This window comes from Gilliamella sp. Pra-s60, assembly GCF_009795755.1.
GTDB lineage: Bacteria > Pseudomonadota > Gammaproteobacteria > Enterobacterales > Orbaceae > Gilliamella.
Genome location: NZ_WTFA01000001.1, coordinates 125,371 through 148,226 on the forward strand (window position 1 = coordinate 125,371; position 22,856 = coordinate 148,226).

Genomic DNA, 22,856 nt, shown 5'->3' on the forward strand with positions numbered 1-22,856 from the left:
AAATTTTTATTAATCAAAATTATTAACTGATTATAGTGAACTAAATTTAGTTGATATTATTATTTTAAATAAAAAGAGGAATAGTATTGTCAGTATGCTATTCCTCTTTTGCTATTAATTTATTTTTAGGATGTTAGATTTGAGTTATTTTAATTAAACGAGCTATGTTTTCGCTAGTTCGTTCTATATTTTTAAAACCGTTATTTAGTAATTCTTCTATTGTGGAAGCACTAGGAATGATACCAAAAATAGTATCTATTCCTTCAGGATATAGCTCTTCAATATTTTTTCCAATTGTGCCAGCTAAAGCAATTACAGGAACTTGCTGTGCTTTAGCTGCTTGAGCTACGCCAAAAGGTGTTTTGCCAAATTTAGTTTGGAAATCAATTCCTCCTTCACCGGTAAAACAAAAATCAGCACCTTTTAATTTGCTTTCTAAATCACTATATCGAATAACAATATTAATTCCTTTTTCCATTTTGCTGTTAGTAAATGCCATTAATCCGGCGCCCAATCCACCAGCAGCTCCTGCGCCAGGAATGGTTGAAACATCTTTTCCTAATTGTGATTTTATAACAGATGCATAATGCTGTAGATTTTTATCTAATTGCTTAACCATTTCAGGTGTTGCCCCTTTTTGTGGACCAAAAACGCTTGATGCTCCTTTTTCTCCACATAATGGGTTTGTGACATCACTAGCAACAATAAACTCTACATTATCAAGTAATGAGTTAACTTCTGATACATCGATTTTTGCTAATTTATCTAAGCTCCCACCACCTTTGCCTAATAATTGATTATTTTTATCATAAAATTTGACGCCCAAAGCTTGTGCCATTCCTGCACCACCATCATTGGTGGCGCTACCGCCAATACCTAAAATGATTTTTTTTACCCCATGTTTTATACAAGCTAAAATTAATTCGCCAGTTCCATAAGTGGTAGTTATTAATGGGTTACGGCTTTCTTTGGGTACAAGTTGAATTCCACTTGCTGACGCCATTTCAATCACGGCAGTGGTTTTATCTCCTAAAATACCAAAATGGGCAATCACTTTATTACCTAGAGGCCCAGTTACTTCACAAGTATGTAATGTCCCATTTGTGGCATCAACTAATGATTGTGTTGTGCCTTCGCCACCATCGGCCATTGGTACATGAACAAATTTAGCATCAGAAAATACTTTTTTTATACCTGATTCCATTGCTTCACAAACTTCTTTGGCTGTTAGACTTTCTTTGAAAGAATCGGGTGCAAGTACAAATGTTTTTTGTTTCATAAAGTTATTCCTGATATTAAATAATGAAGCCATATAATAAAGTTGCAATAATTGTCATTGTTCCACCAACAAGCGCTTCGTATGGGATTAATTTCATACGCTGTTTAATTGACATATTCATGCTGTTACCAGTGACATGGAAGTAATTTCCTTGAGGTAATGAATCAATAACTGTAGCACCTGTATGCATCATGACAGCAGCACTAATTGCCGGTATACCCATATTAGTAATTGTCGAGCCGAAAGTTCCTGTTGCTAAAATGACCCCAGTTGAAGTTGAAGCAGTAGCTGCAGCCATTAGGACGCCTGAAATTGGTGATAAGTAATAACCGGAAATGCCCATTGATTGAATTATATGAATAACTTGGCCAGCAAGATTCGATGCACCAATTAAACCTGCAATTGCCCCTGCGCCGATTAAAATAAGAACAGTAGGTGTCATCTTATCTATTCCTGATTTTGTGTACATTGCTATTTTACGATGTTGACCCATAGCAAACATTCCAATCATTCCTGCTATTGGTAGTACATACAATGCGTCAATTTTTAAATTAGCTAAAAAATCAATATGACAAATATTACCAATTGGGCTAATCATTAGCAGAATTATTGCTGTAACTGGAGCAACAATAGCTTTGATTAAAGATGGCGTATTGCTTTTATTTTCTGGTTCATCTTTTTTTAAAGCAAGCACTTCTTGCTCAACGATTTTGTCTCCTTTATTCTTGATTAATGAGGCAATAACAACAGTTGCAGTTAACCCAAATATAGCTGGAATAAAACCACCTATCATGACATCACTTAAACTTAAGTTAAAACCATTTGCTGCGGCGATGGTATTAGGGTTAGGTGATATAATATTTCCTGCCTTACCACCACCAGATAAAGCTAGCAATAGTGCCAATCGTGATATGCCCATTTTATTCCCAACAGATAAAGCAATTGGTGCAACGATTAGTACCGCTACAGGAATAAATACACCAGACGCAGTAATGATTCCTGTTGCAAGAGCTAAAGCTAATAGCGCTTTCTTTTCCCCTAACTTTTTGACCACTGCTTGAGCTATAGTTTCGGCGGCTCCTGATTCCATCATAACGCCAGCTAAAATACCTGCAGCCAATACTCGAATGACTGTGCCCATAATACTTTGTGTTCCACTAACTAAAATAGATACAGTTTGAATTAAATTAGCACCACCAATAAATGCTCCAATTATTGCGCCAAAAAATAACGAATAAACAGGATTTATTCCTCGCAATATTAAAAATATTGCAAGAAATAATCCTATTAGAGCACCATACCAAGAAATTATTTCATTCATTAGATTTTCTCTTATTTCTATACAGTTAATTTATAAGATTGACTAATTTTATTATTGTACTAAGCATTATGCTATGTAGTTTTGCATAAAAATTTTATTTTAAAATTAGAAAAAATTAGGCATAGTTACAAAATGGTGTGAATTTAGTCACACTATTTGCTAAAAAATGTTCATAATGATTATGAATAGTTAATTATTTAGCTAAGTTATTTAATTAATTTGCCAACTGACAAGCTAAAGCGTAAAATCCCCATCCTATTTTGCTTAACCTATTACTAATAAGTAATACTGACTTGAAATCAGAGGCATTTTAATGACAACTTTATATACAAAACCAGAGTTACTTTCTCCTGCTGGTTCTCTTAAAAATATGCGTTACGCTTTCGCTTATGGAGCGGATGCGGTTTATGCTGGTCAACCTCGTTATAGTTTACGTGTACGGAATAACGAATTTAATCATGAAAATTTAGCTATTGGTATCAATGAAGCTCATGCTCAAGGCAAAAAGTTTTATGTGGTAGTTAATATTGCTCCTCATAACTCTAAACTAAAAACTTTTATTCGGGATTTAGAGCCTATTGTAAATATGAAGCCAGACGCCTTTATCATGTCTGATCCAGGCTTAATTATGTTAGTTCGTGAACATTTTCCTGAAATGGAAATTCATTTATCGGTGCAATCCAATGCGGTTAACTGGGCAACGGTAAAGTTTTGGCATCAAATGGGATTAACTCGTGTTGTGTTATCCCGTGAATTATCACTTGATGAAATTGCTGAAATCCGTGAAAAAGTCCCTGAAATGGAATTAGAAGTGTTTATTCATGGTGCACTTTGTATGGCTTATTCTGGGCGTTGTTTATTGTCCGGTTATATTAACAAGCGTGATTCAAATCAAGGTACTTGTACTAATGCTTGCCGTTGGGAGTACAAAGTTGCTGAAGGTAAAGAAGACGAAGTAGGGCAAATTGTTCATAAATGCGAACCAATCCCCGTACAACAGGTTGAACCAACTTTAGGCATTGGTCAAACCACGAATAAAGTGTTTATGCTTGAAGAATCGGGTAGGCCTGGTGAATACATGCAAGCTTTTGAAGATGAACATGGTACGTATATCATGAATTCAAAAGATTTAAGGGCGGTTGAACTTGTGAATGATTTAACCAAAATTGGAGTACATTCTCTTAAAATTGAAGGACGTACTAAGTCATTTTATTATTGTGCAAGAACTGCACAAGTGTATCGTCAAGCCATTGATGCAGCGAGTGAAGGTAAGCCTTTTGATCCTCGGTTATTAGCAGAACTGGATTCGCTTGCGCATCGTGGTTATACCGAAGGTTTTTTACGTCGCCATAAACATGAAGATATGCAAAATTATGTACATAGCCATTCTGTGTCTGAGCGGCAACAGTTTGTCGGTGAATTTAGTGGTCAACATTTAAATGGTCTTGCTGAGATTATTGTTAAAAATAAGTTTTCAGTCGGTGATAGCGTTGAAATGATGACACCAAAAGGCAATAAGACCTTTATTATTGAGCGTATGGAAAATAAAAAGGGACAGCCAGTACCTTCAGGGCTTGGCGATGGTCATATTGTTTATATTCCAATTCCTGAAGAAATCGATTTAAATTTTGCATTATTAATGCGTAATTTTGATTAGTTTTATTCGGTTTAAAAACTGTTCAGCTAGTCTGAACAGTATATTCACTTTGATTTTGTTATTGGCGAATTAAATCATCACCATAACCAATCCATTTATAGGTTGTTAGTGCTTCAAGTCCCATCGGTCCGCGGGCATGTAGTTTTTGTGTACTAACTGCAACTTCTGCTCCTAAACCAAATTGTCCACCATCAGTAAAACGTGTTGATGCATTAACATAAACTGCAGCCGCATCAACTTGATTTACAAACTGTTCAGCATTAAGTAAGCTACGCGTTAGAATTGATTCTGAATGACCTGTTCCATATTCACGGATATGCTCTATAGCCAGTTCAAGCGAATTAACAATAATCACATTCAAATCTTTTGATAACCATTCTTGCCGTAATTCTTCATTTTTAACGGGAACGACAGTTGCAGGTTCTGTTTTTAATATGTCATAACAGCTTGGGTCGGCATGTAATATAACGTTATTATCTGCCATAGCTTGGCTGAGTTTAGGTAAAAATTGCTTTGCAATATTTCGATGAATTAGTAGCGTTTCAAGTGTATTACACGTGCTTGGGCGCTGAGTTTTGGCATTAACAATAATTGGTAGTGCTTTATCAAACTCAATCGTTTCATCTACAAAAATATGACAGACACCAATACCACCTGTAATAACGGGAATTGTTGAATGTTCACGGCATAACTTATGTAAAGATGCACCTCCACGGGGGATAATCATATCAATATACTTATCGAGTTTAAGTAATTCATGAATATATTTACGATCAGGATTATTAATACATTGGATAGCTGTTTGAGGTAATCCGACTTGTTTTAATGCTTTTTGGATCACAGAAATTATGGCAACATTGGTATTGATTGTTTCTTTCCCTCCACGAAGTAGTGCTGCGTTGCCTGTTTTTAAACAAAGGGCAGCAATATCAATCGTGACATTTGGGCGAGCTTCATAAATCACACCAATAACGCCTAAAGGTACTCTACAACGTTGTAACTTTAATCCGTTATCTAAAATTGAACCATCAATCATTTGTCCAATGGGATCTGCTAAGGAAACTACTTTGCGGATATCATTGGCTATAGATGATAATCGCTCAGGTGTTAAAAGTAGACGATCTAAAATGGCTTCGTCTAAACATTGTTCTTTCGCTGCTTGGATGTCCTTTTCATTTGCAATGAGTATATTTGCGCTATGCTGTTCTAATAAATCAGCCATAACCATCAACGTGTTATTTTTCATTGCGGTTGGACATTGTGCTAGTTGATATGAAGCAAGTTTAGCAGTTTTTCCCATTTGCTGTAACATTGTTATTGTCTCTAAAGTTTATTTTTAATAATTCTACTTGTTTAAGCATTATTTTTATAAAATAATTTCTTATATAACGTTAATATTTTGTTGAAATTTAACAATAAATTTTTATTTCATTATTTACTCAGTATTCTCTTACGTTCTATTTATCTTTAATGATGATAGATATCAAAAGTATACTTTTGCTGAAAAGAAGTAAAATCTAAGTAGGATATAATAATGTTTTCTATTTAAGTATTGCAGCTGTATAAATAGAAATAAGAGCAAAGAACTGTGCTTCTTTGCTCTTGTAAACATCAATTTATGACTCTTTATCTTTTAAAACTGTATGTAAAGTATTTAAAAGTTCTGCTTTTGTAGCATTATCTAAAACATTTAAATATATTTTTAAGGTAGATTCCTGTTTACTTATTTTATTACAATATTCTATAAATATTTTTTGAGGTTCATATCTAACTGATTTAACTTCATCAAAAAGTACGCTTATATTACTTCTTATTGGTGCAGGTTTAAGTGTAATAAAATCTTCACCAATAGTAATATATACCATAAAATATTGCCAAATGGATATGACTAGTACTAATAGTAATAATATAATGTTATACCATAATTCTGGAGCTATGACCAACATTGCCATGATAACAATAATACAAACGACAATACGAAGCATTGATAAATATCGTGCATAAAATTGTTTAGTAGTTTGGTTTTTTGATTCCACTTTTTTATCCTAATTAATGTAATATTCTTTTATGTTCTAGAAATTGCGTCTTTCATCTAAAGATTTGGCATTTTCTTGACTTACAACTTTTTTTCCACCAAAAACACCAATTAACCCTAGAGGTATAAAAAATATACTTCCTATAATGATTAATATACCTCCAATTTTTTTATTGTTTGTTGCAACAATTAACCCTAATGTAGCAATCAAAGCAAAAATAATTGCAAATGGTAAAACTATTTGTGATGCCTCATCACGGTTTAATGAAGAGTTAAGATAAAATATTAATACTGCAAACCAATTCGCAATTATACCACCAATAGCTAATCCCATGATTTTCTTTCCTTATTGTTTAATTATCATATCGTCACGGTGAACAGCAACATGACCATATTCATAGCCAATAATTTGACTAATTTCTTGAGAATGATGCCCAGCAATTTGCCTTAAAGCATCACTGTTATAACGACTGACACCACGCGCAATGCGTTTGCCAGATTTATCGCAAATATCAATAACTTCACCACGAGAAAAGTTCTGTTCTACGTTGATAATACCTTTAGGTAATAGTGAACTCCCATTATTTAATATTGCATTAACCGCACCATCATCTAATTGTACTATTCCAGCTTTTGGTGCACCAAAAAGCCAGTGTTTTCGATGTTCTAGTGGGGTTTTTTGAGGTATAAATCGTGTACCGACAGATTGATTATTAACAATATCAATAATAACGTTGGCTTTGCCTCCTGCGGCAATTATAACTTCAATACCAGCACTACCAGCGACCTCGGCCGCTTGTATTTTTGTGCTCATACCTCCAGTACCAAGTCCAGAAACACTATCACCAGCGATGCTTCGTAAATTATCATCAATATGATCAATTTCATGAATCAATTTGGCACTTTTATCTGATCTTGGATCGGTTGTATAAAGACCTTCAATGTCTGTTAATAAAATTAGTTTATCAGCTTCGGCTAAAATAGCAGCTAGCGCTGATAAGTTATCGTTATCACCAACTTTAATTTCTGCGGTTGCAACAGCATCATTTTCATTAATAATAGGAATAATATGATTATCTAACATTGCTTTTAAAACGTCTTGCGCATTTAAAAATCGTTCACGATCTTCCAAATCGGCACGAGTAAGTAACATTTGACCGATATAGATCTTATAGATAGAAAATAGCTGTTCCCAAAGTTGTATTAATTTACTTTGTCCAACAGAGGCAAGTAATTGTTTGGATGCAACGGTGTTGGGTAGGGGAGGAAAGTTAAGATATTCGCGACCAGCAGCAATTGCGCCAGATGTAACAATAATAATTTTATGTCCATCTTGATGTAAAAATGCACATTGTTGAATAATTTCAATTATTTTTGCTTTATCTAATTGCTTAGATCCACCAGTAAGCACACTAGTACCTAATTTAACAACAATTGTCTGTTGTTTTTTATTAGTCATAATATTACTCTTTTTTAATCGTGAATTATAGAACTGACTCCATCCATTTTACTGATTGTGCTAATGCCTGATGCAGGCTTTTTTGTAATTGCTTTTTAGATACAGTTATTACTTTGTTTTGTTTAGTTGAATGAATCAATTTTGCCTCGCAAAGGTTACTTAGTTTATCATCTTCAAAAATGATATTCATAACAGGAACTTGGCAAGCATGATTTAAAAGCCCTTGATTTTTTAGCGAAAAGTAGTTCAACTCAGCTGCTAATTGTTGATTGGATATTGACGGTAATCCTAAACGACTAGCAAGCATATCTTTGTAACTATTAGGTAGGTTTTTTTGTAACGTTTTATCAACAAAGATCTGATGGATTAGTGGAGTAAAATTAAACAATCCTTTTATTTTGTTTGGCATCAAATAAGCTAAACGTGTTGCAATATGCGAACCAAACCGAAACCCTGCAACAATGATACGATTATTATCAATCCAAGGTATAGATGGAAGCTGTTCTATTATGGCTTGATGAATTTGGCTACTATTTTGAGATAAAGCAAAGTTACGGCTATAACCTACAGTTGGCAGATCAACCGTTAGCATAGCAAATCCATAAGGTGCTAAAAATTCACTAAAATAACGGTAATAATCAATTTGTAAATTACCTAATGCATTACAAATTAGTACAACAGGGCAAGTTCCTTCTGTTTTTGGTAAATGTAATATTGCTTTGACATTACGATTATCAACTTTAAATTCAAGTTCTTTAGTCAAAAATGCTGAAAAGTTAAGTGCTTTTGTATAACTTTGGTAAGCACAAGTTTGGGCATACATTGCAAGTTCGTCATTTTTAAAATGTGGATAGCTAGCAATACTTGATAATTCACTGGCAATAAGATAATAATTGAGTAAATTATTTTTATCTTCGTTGGTAAGATTTGTTTTATCAAACGATTCAGCTTTAGTTTGCCATATTGCTGCTTGATTTAAAAATTCATAAACCCAGTTACCTGATTGGTAACCAACGACTGTATCTAACCATTTATCATTGGTGTGATGCTTAGTTGAAGCGGCAATTTTTGATAAAACCGCTTCAGCCTCTAATTTTGGTAACCCCCGCCAATGCCACAAAACAGCATTAATAATTCGATACCATCTTGAGTCAATTTCACCATCTAAGGCACTAATGCTACTACCATCGCCACTATCGATACGCTTAATAAGCGTTGATGTCTCGGGGTAATCAAATTGTGGCTTAAATATTTGTGCTGTTAGATTTTCGGTAGCTACCATAACAAATTTAATGCTCTTCTTGATTATTTATGATCACAAATCGGTTTAACAAACATGACACCAGTATCCCAAGGCTGTTCGATCCAAGTATCTTGTGCAATATCAATTACATAATCATCAACAAGAGGTTTACCAGCAGGTTTTGCAAAAATAGTGACAAAATGAGCTTTTGGGTACATTTCGCGGATGGTATGAGCTGTGTTACCCGTATCGACTAAATCGTCAACTACGATAAAGCCTTCACCATCTCCATTGGCTTGTTTTAATATTAGTTTTTCACGCTGGTGGTCATGGTCATAGCTTGAAATACAAACTGTATCGACATAGCGAATACTTAATTCTCGCGCTAAAATAGCAGCAGGAACAAGTCCACCACGACTAACGGCAATAATGCCTTTCCATTGTGTTGCAGGTAATAAACGCTCTGAAAGCTGACGACCGTAGGATTGTAACATTTCCCAGGTGACGTTGAATTTTTTCTTTTCAGCAATAAGTTCTGCTTTTTGTTGTTTTTTGGCTTTAATTTCTTCTTCTGTTAATGTTTGTTCTATTGACATGAGTAACCTGCAATTTTAATCGGATATACGAATATAATAAATTAATATTAATGGACTAAAAATAGATGTAAAATTGCACCTTATTATAGAGTGATTAGATAAAAAAAACCACTCAAATTTATTACTTACTTAATATTGGGGTTATATTATGCTTTCTACACTAAAACCGAGATCTGTTTGGCAAATTTTTAATGATATTTGTAATATTCCGCATCCGTCTCATCATGAACAAATGATAACTAAATATATTGTCGATTTTGCCAATACACATCATATTGATTGTAAGCTTGATAAAGTGGGTAATATTTTATTAACTAAAGCAGCTACCAAAGGTATGGAAGAATGCCCATCCATTGCTTTACAAGCACATATGGATATGGTGCCACAAAAAAATGAGGGTACAATTCACGATTTTTTAACCGACCCAATTCAAGCTTATATTGATGGCGAATGGGTAAGAGCCAAAGGTACTACATTAGGTGCAGATAACGGTGTTGGACTAGCATCTGCACTTGCTGTTTTAATTGATCCAACAGTTGAACATGGACCAATTGAAGTATTAGTAACAGTATCAGAAGAAACCGGTATGCACGGTGCTTTTGGTTTACAACCTAATTGGTTAAAAAGCCAATATTTAATTAATACCGATTCTGAAGATGAAGGTGAAATATTTACAGGGTGTGCTGGTGGCGTTGACTTTACTACTACCTTTGCTGTTACTTATGCTGTAATGCCAGAAAAGCATGATTGCTATATGAATCTTTCACTTAAAGGGTTAAAAGGTGGGCATTCAGGCTGTGATATTCATCTTGGTCGAGGTAATGCAATTAAATTGATGGCTCGCTTTTTAGCTCAATATGCACCAGATATTTCATTTAGATTGGCTGATATAAAAGGCGGATCATTACGTAATGCGATTCCAAGAGAAGCCTTTGCTGAAATCACACTAAATAAACAAGATTTACCTAAATTAGAAGCAATTGTTCAACAATATCAAACTATTTTGCACAATGAGTTAGGTCATGTAGAGCCGACTATTGAAATCACATTATCAGAAGTTCAGTCCAATAAAGTAAAACGCGTATTAACTACTGAGCATCAAAATAAAATCATCAATTGGTTAAATACAGCACCTAATGGTGTGGTTAGAATGAGCAACCAATTAGACGGTGTGGTTGAAACATCACTTAATTTAGGTATTGTCAATATTGAAGATAATCAACTAATTGTTCATTTTTTAATTCGTTCTCAAGTTGATAGTGCAAAAGATGCTGTTGTATCGACATTGATATCGCTTAGCCAATTGGCAAATGCTAATTATGAAATTAGTGGAGGATATTCTGGTTGGGAGCCTAATTTAGATTCACAATTGTTACAACTTGCAAAAAATAAATATCACGAAATATTTTCTCAGCAAGCGAAAATAATGGTGATTCATGCAGGGCTTGAATGCGGTTTATTTAAGCAGAGTTATCCAAACATGGATATGATTTCAATTGGACCAACAATTGTTTCACCACATTCTCCAGACGAAAAAGTCAATATTCAAAGTGTTTACCGATATTGGGAATTATTAATAGCGATCTTAAAATCGGCCAGCTGCCTAAAATAATTTTCTAGTATCTGCTGTTTTTTTCGGCAAAAAATTAACATGTTGAGTTATCTTATTAAAAATCATTCAAGACTATGATGTTTTATCTTTGAACATCATAGTCAGATAACAAAAAAACACCTGCAAGATGAAATTAAATTCAAAAAAAGTGAATAAAAATTCATTTTGTACTTGTAATAGCTTTATAAATAACCTACTATATGAACATTATTGCATAAAAAATAAATAAGGGTTGGTATGTTAAAGGCTATTATTGTTGGTGCGAGTGGTTATGCTGGTGCGAAATTAGCTTATTATTTACACAAACATCCACATATTGAACTTATTGCATTAACTGTATCAGAGAACAGTCAAGATGCTGGTAAACTGATTTCTGATTACGATTTACATCCCCAATTAAAAGGTATTGTTGATTTACCTCTTATTGCTACAGCAGATTATTCCTCTTATATTAATAATGTTGACGTTGTTTTTTTAGCAACTGAACATGCTGTCAGCCACAATATTGCACCTTATTTTTTAGATCATGGCTGCGTTGTTTTTGATTTATCAGGTGCATTTAGGGTCAATTCGGCTGCTTTTTATTCTGAGTATTATGGCTTCACACATCAACAGCAAAAATGGTTAGACAAAGCTGTTTATGGTTTAGCTGAATGGAATAGCGAACAGATCAAAGGTGCACAACTCATTGCGGTACCAGGATGTTATCCTACGGCTTCTCAATTACCGCTTAAACCATTAATTGAAGAGGGGCTATTAGATAATTCGCAATGGCCAGTCATTAATGCTGTAAGTGGTGTGAGTGGTGCAGGGCGAAAACCTTCGCATAATAATATATTTTGTGAAGTAAGCTTACACGCTTATGGATTATTTACGCATCGTCACCAACCTGAAATTGCAACACATTTAGGTCAAGAGGTAATTTTTACACCCCATTTAGGCAGTTTTAAACAAGGTATTCATGCCACAATAACTTGCCGAGTAAAAGAGGGGGTAACATCACAAGACATTCTAACTGCTTTAAATAAATACTATCAGAATAAACCGCTAATTAGAGTTTACCAGAAAGATTGGCCTGCACTAAAGTCTGTAATTGGTTTGCCTTATTGTGATATTGGTTTTGTATTAAAAGATCGTCATTTAATATTAATTTCTGTTGAAGATAACTTATTAAAAGGTGCTGCAGCGCAAGCGGTGCAGTGCATGAATATTCGATTTGGTTTTGATGAAACAGCATCATTATTATAAAAAAGGGTTAAATTATTTTAATTTTACCCAAAATTTTGAACGTATTAACAATAAGTTAAATTAATAGGGAACTAAAATGAAACCATTAGTTATAAAACTTGGTGGCGTATTACTTGATAACAAAGATGCCTTAAGTAAATTATTTGTTGTCATTAGTGAATATAAAAAGAATTTTCAACGTTCATTAATCATTGTTCATGGCGGTGGTACGGTCGTTGATTCTTTGATGGATAGACTCTCCTTACCTGTAGTTCGTCGAAATGGGTTACGTGTAACACCCGCTGACCAAATTGATGTTATTGTCGGTAGTCTTGCAGGTAGTGCCAATACCACATTATTGTCAGAATCAAAAAAACAAAAAATAGCTAGTGTTGGGCTCTGTTTAGCTGACGGTAATAGTGTGGAAGTTAAACAAATTTCAGAAGATTTAGGTTATGTTGGTGAAGCTAAAGCTGGCGATCCTACGTTAATAAACTTACTTACTAATGCTGGTTACTTACCTATTATCAGCTCCATTGGTATTACTGAAGAAGGTAAGATGATGAATGTCAATGCCGATCACGCTGCTGTTGCTCTTGCTAAAACTTTAAATGCCGATTTAATATTACTTTCTGATGTGGTTGGCGTACTTGATGAAAATAAACAACGTATTGAAGCACTAACACAATCGCAAGCTGATCAACTAATTGCCAAAGGTGTTATTACTGAGGGGATGATAGTGAAAGTCAATGCTGCTTTTGAGGCAGCTAAAGCCTTAGGACGAGCTATTGATATTGCTAGTTGGAAAGAATCTGACAAATTGATTGAACTATTTAACGGACAATCAGGTATAACAGGCACAAGAATCATTGCTTAAATATTGAGCTGCTAGTATATTAATTTGGCTACCTCTATTTGAATATTAAAAGTAAACATCTTTAACTCATTTATTTACGTAAGTTAATTTAGAAAGGGTATAACATGAAAAAAAGTGGAACAAAAAAAGTTGTGTTGGCTTATTCGGGCGGTTTAGATACATCAGCAATTATTCCTTGGTTAAAAGAGAACTATGGTGGATGTGAAGTTTATGCATTTGTTGCCAATGTAGGTCAAGACCCCAAAGAATTAAAAGATGTCGAAAAGAAAGCTAAAGCATCAGGTGCTGTTGCTTGTAAAGTGGTTGATTTACGAGAAGAATTTGTTAAAGACTATGTATATCCGGTATTAAAAACTGGGGCACTATATGAAGGTACTTACTATCTTGGAACCTCCATGGCTCGTCCAATTATTGCAAAAGCACAAGTTGAATATGCATTAGAAGTCGGTGCAGACACACTTTGCCACGGCGCAACAGGTAAAGGTAATGACCAAGTACGCTTTGAAACCACTTATACTGCACTAGCCCCACAACTTAAAGTTATCGCACCTTGGCGTGAGTGGGATCTACGTTCACGCGAAGCGTTAATTGATTATTTAAAAGCCCGTAAAATTCCAACTACCGCAACCGTTGAAAAAATTTACAGCCGTGATGAAAACGCATGGCACATTTCAACCGAAGGTGGTGTTCTTGAAAGCACATGGAACCAAGCTAATGCTGATTGTTGGGCTTGGACTGTTTCGCCAGAAGATGCGCCAAATAAACCAGAACTTGTTACTATTGGGATTGAAAAAGGCGAAGTTGTTTCAGTCAATGGTAAAAAACTATCACCTTATAACTGCGTTGCAACATTAAATAAAATTGGTGCTAAGCATGGTGTTGGTCGAGTCGATATTATTGAAAACCGCTTAGTTGGTATCAAATCACGAGGGTGTTATGAAACCCCTGGTGGTACCATAATGATGACAGCATTACGAGGCTTAGAACAATTAATATTAGATCGTGACAGTTTTAAATGGCGCGAACAATTAGGTTTAGAAATGGCTTATGTTGTTTATGATGGTCGTTGGTTTGCACCATATCGTCGTTCTATTCAAGCTGCAGCCGAAGTCTTGGCGCAAGACATGACCGGCGAAGTTGTGGTCAAACTTTATAAAGGCAATGCAACGGCAGTACAAAAGAAATCGCCAAATAGCTTATATAACGAAGAATTTGCTACATTTGGTGAAGATGAAGTTTATGATCACAGCCATGCAGGTGGGTTTATTCGTCTATTCTCATTGTCATCACGCATACGTGCCTTAAACGAAGAAAAGAAAAAGCAACCAGCCCAAAAGGCTAAAACAGCTAAAAGTCCAAAAACAGCGACTAAAAAAGCAGTCACAAAAACGAAAAAATAAGCGCTAGTATCAAAAAATCAAACTACTATAATAAATATATACAGGTTAAACCCTGTATATATTATTTTTATTGTTGATAAAATCAAATTTTATTATAAATATAAACATATAAAAACGATAAATTAAAATCGTATAACTAATCATTAAAATAATATTGAGGTAATTATGGCATTATGGGGTGGACGTTTTAGCCAAGCGGCAGATCAAAGGTTTAAACATTTTAATGACTCATTACGCTTTGACTATCGTCTTGCTGAGCAAGATATTATCGGTTCGATTGCTTGGTCAAAAGCATTGGTGACCGTTGACGTTATATCTTATGATGAGCAAAAAAAACTAGAAAAAGCCTTAAATGAATTACTACTTTCAGTTCAACAAGCTCCTCAACAGATTTTACAAAGTGATGCTGAAGACATACACAGCTGGGTTGAACAAAAACTGATCGAAAAAATTGGTGATTTAGGTAAAAAATTACACACAGGACGAAGTCGTAACGACCAATCGACAACTGACCTAAAACTATGGTGTAAAACGCAAGTTTCTCATTTAATTAATGCAATTGATCAGTTGCGACAATCACTAGTTACAACAGCAGAACAACATCAAAATGCGATTATGCCTGGTTATACCCACTTACAACGAGCCCAGCCAATAACGTTTTCCCACTGGTGTTTAGCCTATTTTGAAATGCTTAGTCGTGATGTTAGTCGCTTAGAAGATACATTAAAACGTCTTGATGTTAGTCCTTTAGGTTCAGGTGCATTAGCAGGAACAGCCTATCCAATGGATCGTGACCAACTAGCGCATTGGTTAGGGTTTACCCAAGCAACTAATAACAGTTTAGATTCTGTGTCTGATCGTGATCACATTCTTGAACTATTAAATGATGCTTCAATAGGTATGATACATCTATCTCGTTTTGCTGAAGATCTTATTATTTTCAATAGTGGCGAAGCCAATTTTGTTGAACTATCCGATCGTGTGACTTCGGGATCTTCACTTATGCCACAAAAAAAGAATCCCGATGCATTAGAATTGATCCGTGGCAAAGTAGGGCGAGTTGTCGGTGCGCTAACAGGAGCATTAGTGACTTTCAAAGGATTACCTCTGGCTTACAATAAAGATCTACAAGAAGATAAAGAACACCTATTTGATGCGCTTGATACTTGGCTAGAATGTTTGGATATGGCTACACTAGTGTTAGAAGATATTAAAATTAATTACACAAATTGCGAAGAAGCGGCCAAACAAGGCTATTCTAATGCGACCGAACTGGCTGATTATCTCGTTGCTAAAGGCATACCATTTCGAGAAGCTCACCATATTGTTGGTGAAGCGGTAGTAGAGGCTATTGCAAAACAAAAAGCACTTGAAGAACTCTCACTTGAAGAATTACAGAAATTTAGCTTAGTGATTGAAAGTGACGTTTACCCAGTATTATCATTAGAATCCTGCCTAGCTAAACGTTGTGCTAAAGGTGGTGTATCGCCACAACAAGTAAAATCAGCAATTGAAGTTGCAAAACAACAATTATCATAATCAACTAAACTCCTCAATAACGTTATGCCAGCATCTGCTGGCGTTTTTATACTAACGTATTCACTTCTATGCGATTTTGTTATAAAAAATCTGATTGTATATCTGTGCAGACAGTGTAAGAATAGAACTCTTTTTTGAATGGATTAAAGTGAATTGCAATGAATAAAAGTTATAATTTTAGTGCAGGTCCTGCAAAATTACCTACAGATGTATTAAAACAAGTTCAAGCTGAATTATTAAATTGGCATAATACTGGCGCATCGGTCATGGAATTAAGCCATAGAGGTAAAGATTTTGATGCATGTGCTATTGAAGCAAGCAATGATCTGCGTCAAATCTTAAACATCCCTAATAATTACAAAATCCTTTATTGTCAGGGAGGAGCCAGAGCACAGTTTGCCGCCGTACCACTAAACATTTTAGGGAATAAAACCAGTGCAGACTACATTAACAGCGGTTACTGGAGCCAATGTGCCGCCAAAGAAGCTAGCAAATATTGCCAAATTAATGAACAAAATGTTATTGTTAAACAAGATGGATTAACCGCTATCAAACCCATGTCAGAATGGCAATTAAATAATGACGCTGCTTATGTACACTATTGTCCAAACGAAACAATCGACGGCGTTCAAATCTTCGAAGAACCTAATTTTGACAACAAAACTGTTGTTGCTGACTTATCTTCGTGCATATTATCACAACCTATTGATATAAGTAGATATGGCATCATTTATGCTGGTGCACAAAAAAATATCGGCCCATCAGGTATCACTATAGTTATTGTGCGTGAAGACCTAATTGGCTATGCACAAAAAATCCTACCATCAATATTAGACTACAAAATCTTATTAGACAACGACTCCATGTTTAACACACCGCCTACATTTGCATGGTACATGTCTGGTTTAGTTTTTAAATGGATTAAAAACCTTGGTGGACTAAAAGCAATGCAACAACGAAACCAGGCCAAGGCGCAATTACTTTATCAATTTATCGATCAATCCGGTTTTTATAGAAATACGGTTTCTAAAGCTAATCGATCAATAATGAACGTCACCTTTTTATCACCAAATGAACAATTGGATAAAAAATTTGTAAGCGAAGCAACCCAAGCTAACATTATAGGAATAAAAGGTCACCGAATTGCTGGAGGAATGCGTGCATCTATTTATAATGCCATGGATCAAGATGGTGTAAATTATTTAATTGATTTTATGCGACAATTTGAAAAACAAAATGGTTAATTTAAGATTTTACTAAGAAATATCAATAACCAAAAGGGAGGAAAAACCTCCCGCTTTTTAGTGACAAATTATTTACAACTATAAACCTCACCAACCATAACTGCATCTGTTGGTGCAATATCTGAAATGTACTGCATAGACGTATCTTGTGCATTGTAAATCACATTTCCTCCCATCTCAGCGGCCTTATTCATCAGTTCTGTCGCGGCATCACGAATAAGCTCGCTATGCGTTTTTACTCCTGAAAAGAAACTACTACGACGCCCCTCAGCCTTACCTAATAATTGACAAGAAGCGGCAGGCTTTGTATCGATGAATTTAACCTGACTACCAGCAGAGGTAAGTTGATGATTAGAGTTACTACAAGCACTTAAAAGCAGCGTTGCTGATATTGCAACGCCGATAACTAGTGATTTTTTGATAAACATAATTTCCTCATCCAATATAACAACGAATAATAACTTAAATTATTGTATCAGTTTAGTTAAACAAAAAATATCAGTAATTAAATTAGCATAAAACTTAATAAAATGCAGATTAATAAATAGCCAAATCAACTTGTTTTATTAATTAATTGTAGCAAATTCAATTTAACTCTATTATAATCGCAACCCTACTAACTCAGTAGCACATCCAAATGGCCCCTTAGCTCAGTTGGTCAGAGCAGTCGACTCATAATCGATTGGTCACTGGTTCAAGTCCAGTAGGGGCCACCATTAAACACCATGATTTATATAAGTTTTTAAGCATTTCTTACATTTTCCATTGTGTCATCGAATGAGCCTTGTGCCGTAAATGTGACATTGTTTGCAAATTCAAGCATATGATCCGCGTTTAGGTGAGCGTATTTATTCACCATCTCTAACGTTTCCCATCCACCAAGATTTTTGAGCGTATAGAGTGGTGTACCTGCTTGAACATGCCAGCTTGCCCAAGTATGGCGCAAATCATGAAAATGAAAATTATCTATTCCTGATAATAGACAGGCTTGCTTAAAGTCTCTTCGATCAATATCATAAACTCGCTTTTTAGTTGAACGAGTGAATACATATTCACAATTATCTCTAAATCTTAATTTGCGTATTAACTCCATTGCATCATGATTTAGTAATAAAGCTCTTGCTTTTCCTGATTTTGCGTTTTCGTTAGTGACGGTTGCTACACGATTAACAAGATCAACATTGTGCCACGTTAGTGTAAATATCTCACTCATACGTGCACCAGTTGATAGCGCAAAAAAACAAACATCTTTCATCCATTGTAATTTCAGATTCTGGATGAGTAAGCTTGCTTTTTCTTTTGTGATCCACCTTACTCTAACTTTCGGCTCACCATAACGAGGAATGTACGGGACAGCATCAATCCAATTCATTTTATGAGCTAAACTAAAAGCCCTTAAAATCGTAGAGCGATAACGGTTTTTTGTACCATTTGCTATCGGTTTCTTAGTTTTTGCATGAAATTTTGGTATACTATTCGTTAACTCCTCACCAGTAATAGTTGATAAATCTCTACCCGAAAAGATATTTAAAAAATATTCTGCGTGAGCCTGTTTATAGTCAAATCTTGCTTGATGTTCTCCATCTTTTAACATCAATATAATAGCTTCCTCAAAAAGCCTTGTTGGCTTTTTGTTGATTCTTGACGTTTCCCACAATTCAACTTTTAGCCGATCGTGATATTCTAACGCCTGCTTTTTGTCTGCCGTACCAGTAGAGCGTCTAATTCTTGAGCCATCTGGCGCGACGATGTCAATATGCCAGACGTCGCCACGTTTTTTAATTGACATTTTTTTACCTCCTTTTCAGAGGTTAGCCGATTTGCATTATGATTTGCTTTGAACTTTTCTTCAAACTCTTTTTTATCAGCTAACCATTTTCCAACTCTATTTTTTGATTTAGATTGAAAAGAAAATCCGTATTCTTTTCTTTTTTCATAAAGATACGTGTAAGATAATTTTGTTATTCTTGCCGCATCTTTCAATGTAATCATTTCCATAATTACCTCTGGTTTTCTCTCATCAATAAATAACACTCAGTAATAGCAATTATTGCTATTTGCTTTCGTTAAGACGATTCCATTAATGAATAAATATTATCTACACTTTCGTATGTAAAAATATCGTCAGCATCTTTTAAAGTTATTCTAGTAAAAAAAATCCATTGACCCGTACATGGGTGCCTAACTTCTTCTCTATTAATGGATACAATTAAATCAGTATTAATAACAGTTGGTGAAGTTAATTCAATTATTGAATTACGCTTAAAATCAATACAGTGTAATTTTATAAATTTTTTCATAAGCCCTCTTAAAAAATCATCTCTCGCTGTGCTTTAGTGTAGTTAGTCATTTTTACCCCTTAAGTTATCAGCAAATACCAGAATTTCAGCCCTGTATTGTTTTTGTGGCGGAAATTCACCATCAGTAACACCGATGTACGTTTCGTTATCAGCGTTGTTTACAGCTTCCTCAATACCCATTGCTTTGATTTCGTTGATGTGTTTTTGTGATTTTAATTCTGCTATCTCTTTACGTAGTTCATCAATTAAATCAAATTTAGGAGGTTTACCAAGAGGAGGTGTCCATTCTTCTCCGCCATTATCCGTATATCCAAGCCGTGATAGTGTTCGTTGTGCTGACGTCTCAGAATTATTCTTGTGTACTGACAGTCCAGTTTCTGTTAACAAATTACCTAATCTCATTTGTCTCTGTACATCCTTATCGACGTTGGGATGTAAAATTCCGCTATTTATCCCGTCCAGCCATTTTTGTATGGCATCAGTTGTTTTTAGTGATTTTTTCATTTCTCACCTCTTAATAATTTTGTTACACGCGTTAACTCGGCTTTAAATTGATCAACGGTTACGGGTATTTCAAAATATGCATCTACAGAATTAGCCCAACGGTCGAATGTCTTTTTAATACCGATTTGAACGACGTTTTCCGTCGGTAGAACTCTCACGCGAAATAAATCATTACGACCTTGTATCTCATAACAACCATCGCAATAACATTCTGTATCGTAACCAAGAGCAATTAGTACATCATTAATCTTTAGAGTTCGTTGTTTCATTAGCTTGCTAAATTTTTCACCTTTCATATTTTCACCTTTCATATTTTTCGCCAATTTGGATGTTAATTCATTAGAGTCACCCCCAATGGAGGATATTGTTTAACACTCTTCGATTTTTATGTCATCTGGGCATTCAATTTTTAATGTTGGGCTGTAATTGTGTCCATTTGTCAACTGAATACTCCAGCTTGGAATTTGTATACCTGCGTTTACTTGAGCAACGCCAATCATCCAAACTCCCGGGGCAACGAATTCGCCAATAACATAAAGTTGATTTTTGCCAGCGCTTACTTTGTATCTAGCTTTTTCATCGAAACAGTCTATTTCTTCGACAGGTTTTCCGTCGATTGATACACTAAAAATATCGTCGCTGTGACCCATGAAAGTTAATTGTTTTGTCATAATTGTTTCCTTTAGATAATAGAAATCGCACGCCAAATAGTCAGCGTGATGTAGAATTAAGGAGGGATTATTATTTTCTTTTAATTACAGCTTTTACTGGTTCAACCATACAGTTATCAGCAAACACTTCTCCTTGACCGCTAATAAGATTGATTGCGCCCCCGCTAGTTATTTCATGTACACCTTTAGATGAGCATTTGAAAACAAACGACAGAATAATCGGGTCTAATTCAATCTTCATATAAAGCTCGTTATCAAACAAGAAAACATAACCATAGTCGATATGTTGAAATTCGATTTCGCCGTGGTTAAATACGGATTCATCAATTTGCATAATTATTCCTTCAATATTCGCCAAATAATCAGCGCAGATATTTGTAAAATTAATAGGATAGGGTGGTTGTTCAGTGAGTTATTGGAAGAAGTATAGAGTTAAGCTGCTAATTGCTTAAAAAATCCTGCAAGTTCATTTTCATTAACTTTATAATCGAACCATTTGCTTTTTCCTGATTTTGGTATCGATATTGTTGTTGCGTTTGTGACTATCTCATTTGGCATGAGAAAAACATGTTCTGTTTCTAGCTCGTCATTTAAAGCATAAAAGACAAATAAATCGGCAATATCCTTTTGTTTGTTTATGCAATAAGCCCACCTATCAGATGATCTTGTATTTATCTTTTTATGTTGTAATTTTGAGGTTTTTACATCAACAGTTAGATTGAATACGCTAAAATCTACTGAGGCTTGGAATTGCAGGTTATTGTTATCTATTGCGAAAGGCACCGCTTTATAAAAACGTTGCTCACCGATGATAGCTATTCTATCTGTAGCTGAACCGTATCTGGCTTTATCGCCAGTAACTGCTATTCCCTCTCGTTTTAGATATACATAAACGGTCTGCCACGGAATACCAACTTCAAGCCCAACTAATTTTAAATTTTTTAGTCTTGAATAAGACTCAATACACTTTTTAATTATTTCTTGTTTATCCATATTTACCTACCAAGGAATATCATCATCAAATGTATCTTGCTGAGCCTGAGCTGGTGCTGTTGCTTGCGGTTTAGATTGTTGCTGACTAGTGCTATCACTATCACGACTACCTAAAATTTGTAAAGTACCACCAATTGGGTTGATCACCACTTCTGTTGTGTAACGATCTTGTCCTGACTGGTCTTGCCATTTTCGAGTTTGTAATTGTCCTTCAAGATAAACTTGTGAACCTTTTTTTAAGTACTCGCCCGCAATTTCAGCTAATTTACCGAAAATAACAACACGATGCCATTCAGTACGATCACGGTTTTCATTCGTTTGTTTATCTTTCCATGTTTCTGATGTTGCAATACTAATATTGGCAACGGCGTTCCCATTAGACATGTAACGAACTTCGGGATCTTGACCTAAGTTACCAACTAAAATGACTTTATTTATTCCTCTATTTGCCATTTTTTCGCTCCAGTCGTTTATCAATTTGTTTTTGCATTTTTTCAATTTCTTTAACGCAAGCAATTGCTTTTTTTAATAGTTCAGTTCGTGTCAATGAGTTTTCACCTGTAATCATAATTACTCCATTTTTTCATAGCTCTTTGTAAAAAAAGCTTTATTAGACTCTATTTCGTTTATTTTTTTACGTAATTCTTCTTGTTTTTCTGACAAAAAATTAATTCCATATTTGTAAGCATCGTATGCATTAGTAAACAAACGAGCAGATTGAGATTTGTTATAAGTCTGAACATACAAACGCTCGGCATAACCTAACTTCATTTGTGCTTTTGTGATTTTTGATATAGTTGCTTTTTGTAAAAAAATGTCATCAGCATAAAAAACATCACTCACAACATAGACAACACCACCAACTTTTAGCTTTTTCCATTCTTCATCTGTAATCATAA

Annotated in this window: 24 protein-coding genes, 1 tRNA gene and 1 pseudogene; 8 read left to right on the forward strand and 18 right to left on the reverse strand. The window is 34.8% G+C overall.

Annotated features, from left to right (window positions below; translation table 11 throughout):
- Window positions 1–133: 133 nt before the first annotated feature.
- Window positions 134–1,279 carry a glycerate kinase gene (locus tag GQ596_RS00585; protein WP_160399754.1) on the reverse strand — a complete coding sequence of 382 codons (1,146 nt, stop codon included), beginning with the start codon at window positions 1,277–1,279 and terminating at the stop codon, window positions 134–136.
- Between the two features lie 16 nt (window positions 1,280–1,295).
- Window positions 1,296–2,600, reverse strand: a complete 1,305-nt coding sequence (locus tag GQ596_RS00590) for a GntP family permease (RefSeq protein WP_160399755.1) — start codon at window positions 2,598–2,600, stop codon at window positions 1,296–1,298.
- Between the two features lie 313 nt (window positions 2,601–2,913).
- On the opposite strand from GQ596_RS00590, the gene yegQ reads away from it, so the two are divergent.
- Window positions 2,914–4,257, forward strand: a complete 1,344-nt coding sequence (gene yegQ, locus GQ596_RS00595; protein ID WP_160399756.1) for a tRNA 5-hydroxyuridine modification protein YegQ — start codon at window positions 2,914–2,916, stop codon at window positions 4,255–4,257.
- Between the two features lie 58 nt (window positions 4,258–4,315).
- Here yegQ and proA read toward each other — a convergent pair whose 3' ends face one another.
- The 6 genes from proA to gpt all read right to left on the reverse strand — a co-directional run bounded on the left by proA (window position 4,316) and on the right by gpt (window position 9,590).
- The gene (gene proA, locus GQ596_RS00600) at window positions 4,316–5,569 is read right to left on the reverse strand and encodes a glutamate-5-semialdehyde dehydrogenase (protein ID WP_160399757.1); all 1,254 of its coding nucleotides are present in this window, start codon (window positions 5,567–5,569) and stop codon (window positions 4,316–4,318) included.
- A 304-nt stretch (window positions 5,570–5,873) separates the two neighbouring features.
- Complete coding sequence (locus tag GQ596_RS00605; RefSeq protein ID WP_160399758.1) at window positions 5,874–6,293, reverse strand: hypothetical protein; 420 nt, start codon at window positions 6,291–6,293, stop codon at window positions 5,874–5,876.
- Between the two features lie 36 nt (window positions 6,294–6,329).
- Window positions 6,330–6,626: a hypothetical protein gene (locus GQ596_RS00610; protein ID WP_160399759.1), complete on the reverse strand. Its 297-nt coding sequence runs from the start codon at window positions 6,624–6,626 to the stop codon at window positions 6,330–6,332.
- A 12-nt stretch (window positions 6,627–6,638) separates the two neighbouring features.
- Window positions 6,639–7,751, reverse strand: coding sequence for a glutamate 5-kinase (proB, locus tag GQ596_RS00615; RefSeq protein ID WP_160399760.1), 1,113 nt, complete (start codon window positions 7,749–7,751; stop codon window positions 6,639–6,641).
- A 25-nt stretch (window positions 7,752–7,776) separates the two neighbouring features.
- Window positions 7,777–9,033 (reverse strand): alpha/beta hydrolase, encoded by a 1,257-nt coding sequence (locus GQ596_RS00620; RefSeq protein WP_160399761.1) that lies wholly within the window; start codon window positions 9,031–9,033, stop codon window positions 7,777–7,779.
- A 23-nt stretch (window positions 9,034–9,056) separates the two neighbouring features.
- On the reverse strand, window positions 9,057–9,590 hold the full coding sequence (gpt, locus tag GQ596_RS00625; protein WP_160399762.1) for a xanthine phosphoribosyltransferase: 534 nt from the start codon (window positions 9,588–9,590) through the stop codon (window positions 9,057–9,059).
- Window positions 9,591–9,738: 148 nt separating this feature from the next.
- On the opposite strand from gpt, the gene GQ596_RS00630 reads away from it, so the two are divergent.
- The 6 genes and pseudogenes from GQ596_RS00630 to serC all read left to right on the forward strand — a co-directional run bounded on the left by GQ596_RS00630 (window position 9,739) and on the right by serC (window position 17,489).
- Window positions 9,739–11,202: an aminoacyl-histidine dipeptidase gene (locus GQ596_RS00630; RefSeq protein WP_160399763.1), complete on the forward strand. Its 1,464-nt coding sequence runs from the start codon at window positions 9,739–9,741 to the stop codon at window positions 11,200–11,202.
- 237 nt (window positions 11,203–11,439) lie between these two features.
- Window positions 11,440–12,450 (forward strand): N-acetyl-gamma-glutamyl-phosphate reductase, encoded by a 1,011-nt coding sequence (gene argC / locus GQ596_RS00635; RefSeq protein ID WP_160399764.1) that lies wholly within the window; start codon window positions 11,440–11,442, stop codon window positions 12,448–12,450.
- 76 nt (window positions 12,451–12,526) lie between these two features.
- On the forward strand, window positions 12,527–13,306 hold the full coding sequence (argB, locus tag GQ596_RS00640) for an acetylglutamate kinase (RefSeq protein ID WP_160399765.1): 780 nt from the start codon (window positions 12,527–12,529) through the stop codon (window positions 13,304–13,306).
- Between the two features lie 104 nt (window positions 13,307–13,410).
- Window positions 13,411–14,628, forward strand: a pseudogene (locus GQ596_RS00645) (argininosuccinate synthase); the annotation flags it as partial.
- Between the two features lie 243 nt (window positions 14,629–14,871).
- A complete protein-coding gene (argH, locus tag GQ596_RS00650) occupies window positions 14,872–16,245 on the forward strand; it encodes an argininosuccinate lyase (RefSeq protein WP_160399767.1) in 1,374 nt (457 codons plus the stop codon).
- Between the two features lie 158 nt (window positions 16,246–16,403).
- Window positions 16,404–17,489: a 3-phosphoserine/phosphohydroxythreonine transaminase gene (serC, locus tag GQ596_RS00655; RefSeq protein ID WP_160399768.1), complete on the forward strand. Its 1,086-nt coding sequence runs from the start codon at window positions 16,404–16,406 to the stop codon at window positions 17,487–17,489.
- A 68-nt stretch (window positions 17,490–17,557) separates the two neighbouring features.
- On the opposite strand, the gene GQ596_RS00660 is transcribed toward serC, so the two are convergent.
- Entirely contained in the window at window positions 17,558–17,917 is a 360-nt protein-coding gene (locus GQ596_RS00660; RefSeq protein ID WP_160399769.1) for a DUF4156 domain-containing protein, read from the reverse strand.
- Between the two features lie 211 nt (window positions 17,918–18,128).
- Here GQ596_RS00660 and GQ596_RS00665 point away from each other — a divergent pair.
- Window positions 18,129–18,205: transfer RNA gene (locus GQ596_RS00665), tRNA-Ile, on the forward strand.
- A gap of 26 nt (window positions 18,206–18,231) precedes the next feature.
- Here GQ596_RS00665 and GQ596_RS00670 read toward each other — a convergent pair.
- From GQ596_RS00670 to GQ596_RS00705, 9 genes are all read right to left on the reverse strand, one after another.
- On the reverse strand, window positions 18,232–19,278 hold the full coding sequence (locus GQ596_RS00670) for a site-specific integrase (protein WP_160399770.1): 1,047 nt from the start codon (window positions 19,276–19,278) through the stop codon (window positions 18,232–18,234).
- Window positions 19,279–19,831: 553 nt separating this feature from the next.
- Window positions 19,832–20,191 (reverse strand): hypothetical protein, encoded by a 360-nt coding sequence (locus GQ596_RS00675; protein ID WP_160399771.1) that lies wholly within the window; start codon window positions 20,189–20,191, stop codon window positions 19,832–19,834.
- 98 nt (window positions 20,192–20,289) lie between these two features.
- Window positions 20,290–20,604: a hypothetical protein gene (locus GQ596_RS00680; protein WP_160399772.1), complete on the reverse strand. Its 315-nt coding sequence runs from the start codon at window positions 20,602–20,604 to the stop codon at window positions 20,290–20,292.
- Window positions 20,605–20,661: 57 nt separating this feature from the next.
- Complete coding sequence (locus GQ596_RS00685) at window positions 20,662–20,964, reverse strand: hypothetical protein (protein ID WP_160399773.1); 303 nt, start codon at window positions 20,962–20,964, stop codon at window positions 20,662–20,664.
- A 70-nt stretch (window positions 20,965–21,034) separates the two neighbouring features.
- On the reverse strand, window positions 21,035–21,298 hold the full coding sequence (locus GQ596_RS00690; RefSeq protein ID WP_160399774.1) for a hypothetical protein: 264 nt from the start codon (window positions 21,296–21,298) through the stop codon (window positions 21,035–21,037).
- A gap of 98 nt (window positions 21,299–21,396) precedes the next feature.
- A complete protein-coding gene (locus GQ596_RS00695; protein ID WP_160399775.1) occupies window positions 21,397–21,957 on the reverse strand; it encodes a hypothetical protein in 561 nt (186 codons plus the stop codon).
- A gap of 6 nt (window positions 21,958–21,963) precedes the next feature.
- Complete coding sequence (ssb, locus tag GQ596_RS00700) at window positions 21,964–22,410, reverse strand: single-stranded DNA-binding protein (protein WP_160399776.1); 447 nt, start codon at window positions 22,408–22,410, stop codon at window positions 21,964–21,966.
- On the reverse strand, window positions 22,400–22,525 hold the full coding sequence (locus tag GQ596_RS11145) for a hypothetical protein (RefSeq protein WP_255475400.1): 126 nt from the start codon (window positions 22,523–22,525) through the stop codon (window positions 22,400–22,402). The genes ssb and GQ596_RS11145 overlap by 11 nt, the downstream gene beginning before the upstream one ends.
- A gap of 2 nt (window positions 22,526–22,527) precedes the next feature.
- Window positions 22,528–22,854: a hypothetical protein gene (locus GQ596_RS00705; protein WP_160399777.1), complete on the reverse strand. Its 327-nt coding sequence runs from the start codon at window positions 22,852–22,854 to the stop codon at window positions 22,528–22,530.
- Window positions 22,855–22,856 lie beyond the last annotated feature (2 nt).

What these genes read in the sequence shown, in the direction of transcription:
- GQ596_RS11145 (WP_255475400.1), bottom strand. Translation starts at nt 22,525, where the DNA reads ATGATTACAGGTGAAAACTCATTGACACGAACTGAACTATTAAAAAAA.
- GQ596_RS00695 (WP_160399775.1), bottom strand. Translation starts at nt 21,957, where the DNA reads ATGGATAAACAAGAAATAATTAAAAAGTGTATTGAGTCTTATTCAAGA.
- GQ596_RS00620 (WP_160399761.1), bottom strand. Translation starts at nt 9,033, where the DNA reads ATGGTAGCTACCGAAAATCTAACAGCACAAATATTTAAGCCACAATTT.
- proA (WP_160399757.1), bottom strand. Translation starts at nt 5,569, where the DNA reads ATGTTACAGCAAATGGGAAAAACTGCTAAACTTGCTTCATATCAACTA.
- yegQ (WP_160399756.1), top strand. Translation starts at nt 2,914, where the DNA reads ATGACAACTTTATATACAAAACCAGAGTTACTTTCTCCTGCTGGTTCT.
- gpt (WP_160399762.1), bottom strand. Translation starts at nt 9,590, where the DNA reads ATGTCAATAGAACAAACATTAACAGAAGAAGAAATTAAAGCCAAAAAA.
- GQ596_RS00590 (WP_160399755.1), bottom strand. Translation starts at nt 2,600, where the DNA reads ATGAATGAAATAATTTCTTGGTATGGTGCTCTAATAGGATTATTTCTT.
- proB (WP_160399760.1), bottom strand. Translation starts at nt 7,751, where the DNA reads ATGACTAATAAAAAACAACAGACAATTGTTGTTAAATTAGGTACTAGT.
- GQ596_RS00670 (WP_160399770.1), bottom strand. Translation starts at nt 19,278, where the DNA reads ATGTCAATTAAAAAACGTGGCGACGTCTGGCATATTGACATCGTCGCG.
- GQ596_RS00690 (WP_160399774.1), bottom strand. Translation starts at nt 21,298, where the DNA reads ATGCAAATTGATGAATCCGTATTTAACCACGGCGAAATCGAATTTCAA.
- GQ596_RS00680 (WP_160399772.1), bottom strand. Translation starts at nt 20,604, where the DNA reads ATGAAAGGTGAAAATATGAAAGGTGAAAAATTTAGCAAGCTAATGAAA.
- GQ596_RS00630 (WP_160399763.1), top strand. Translation starts at nt 9,739, where the DNA reads ATGCTTTCTACACTAAAACCGAGATCTGTTTGGCAAATTTTTAATGAT.
- GQ596_RS00610 (WP_160399759.1), bottom strand. Translation starts at nt 6,626, where the DNA reads ATGGGATTAGCTATTGGTGGTATAATTGCGAATTGGTTTGCAGTATTA.
- GQ596_RS00675 (WP_160399771.1), bottom strand. Translation starts at nt 20,191, where the DNA reads ATGAGATTAGGTAATTTGTTAACAGAAACTGGACTGTCAGTACACAAG.
- GQ596_RS00660 (WP_160399769.1), bottom strand. Translation starts at nt 17,917, where the DNA reads ATGTTTATCAAAAAATCACTAGTTATCGGCGTTGCAATATCAGCAACG.
- GQ596_RS00685 (WP_160399773.1), bottom strand. Translation starts at nt 20,964, where the DNA reads ATGACAAAACAATTAACTTTCATGGGTCACAGCGACGATATTTTTAGT.
- argH (WP_160399767.1), top strand. Translation starts at nt 14,872, where the DNA reads ATGGCATTATGGGGTGGACGTTTTAGCCAAGCGGCAGATCAAAGGTTT.
- argC (WP_160399764.1), top strand. Translation starts at nt 11,440, where the DNA reads ATGTTAAAGGCTATTATTGTTGGTGCGAGTGGTTATGCTGGTGCGAAA.
- ssb (WP_160399776.1), bottom strand. Translation starts at nt 22,410, where the DNA reads ATGGCAAATAGAGGAATAAATAAAGTCATTTTAGTTGGTAACTTAGGT.
- argB (WP_160399765.1), top strand. Translation starts at nt 12,527, where the DNA reads ATGAAACCATTAGTTATAAAACTTGGTGGCGTATTACTTGATAACAAA.
- serC (WP_160399768.1), top strand. Translation starts at nt 16,404, where the DNA reads ATGAATAAAAGTTATAATTTTAGTGCAGGTCCTGCAAAATTACCTACA.
- GQ596_RS00705 (WP_160399777.1), bottom strand. Translation starts at nt 22,854, where the DNA reads ATGATTACAGATGAAGAATGGAAAAAGCTAAAAGTTGGTGGTGTTGTC.
- GQ596_RS00585 (WP_160399754.1), bottom strand. Translation starts at nt 1,279, where the DNA reads ATGAAACAAAAAACATTTGTACTTGCACCCGATTCTTTCAAAGAAAGT.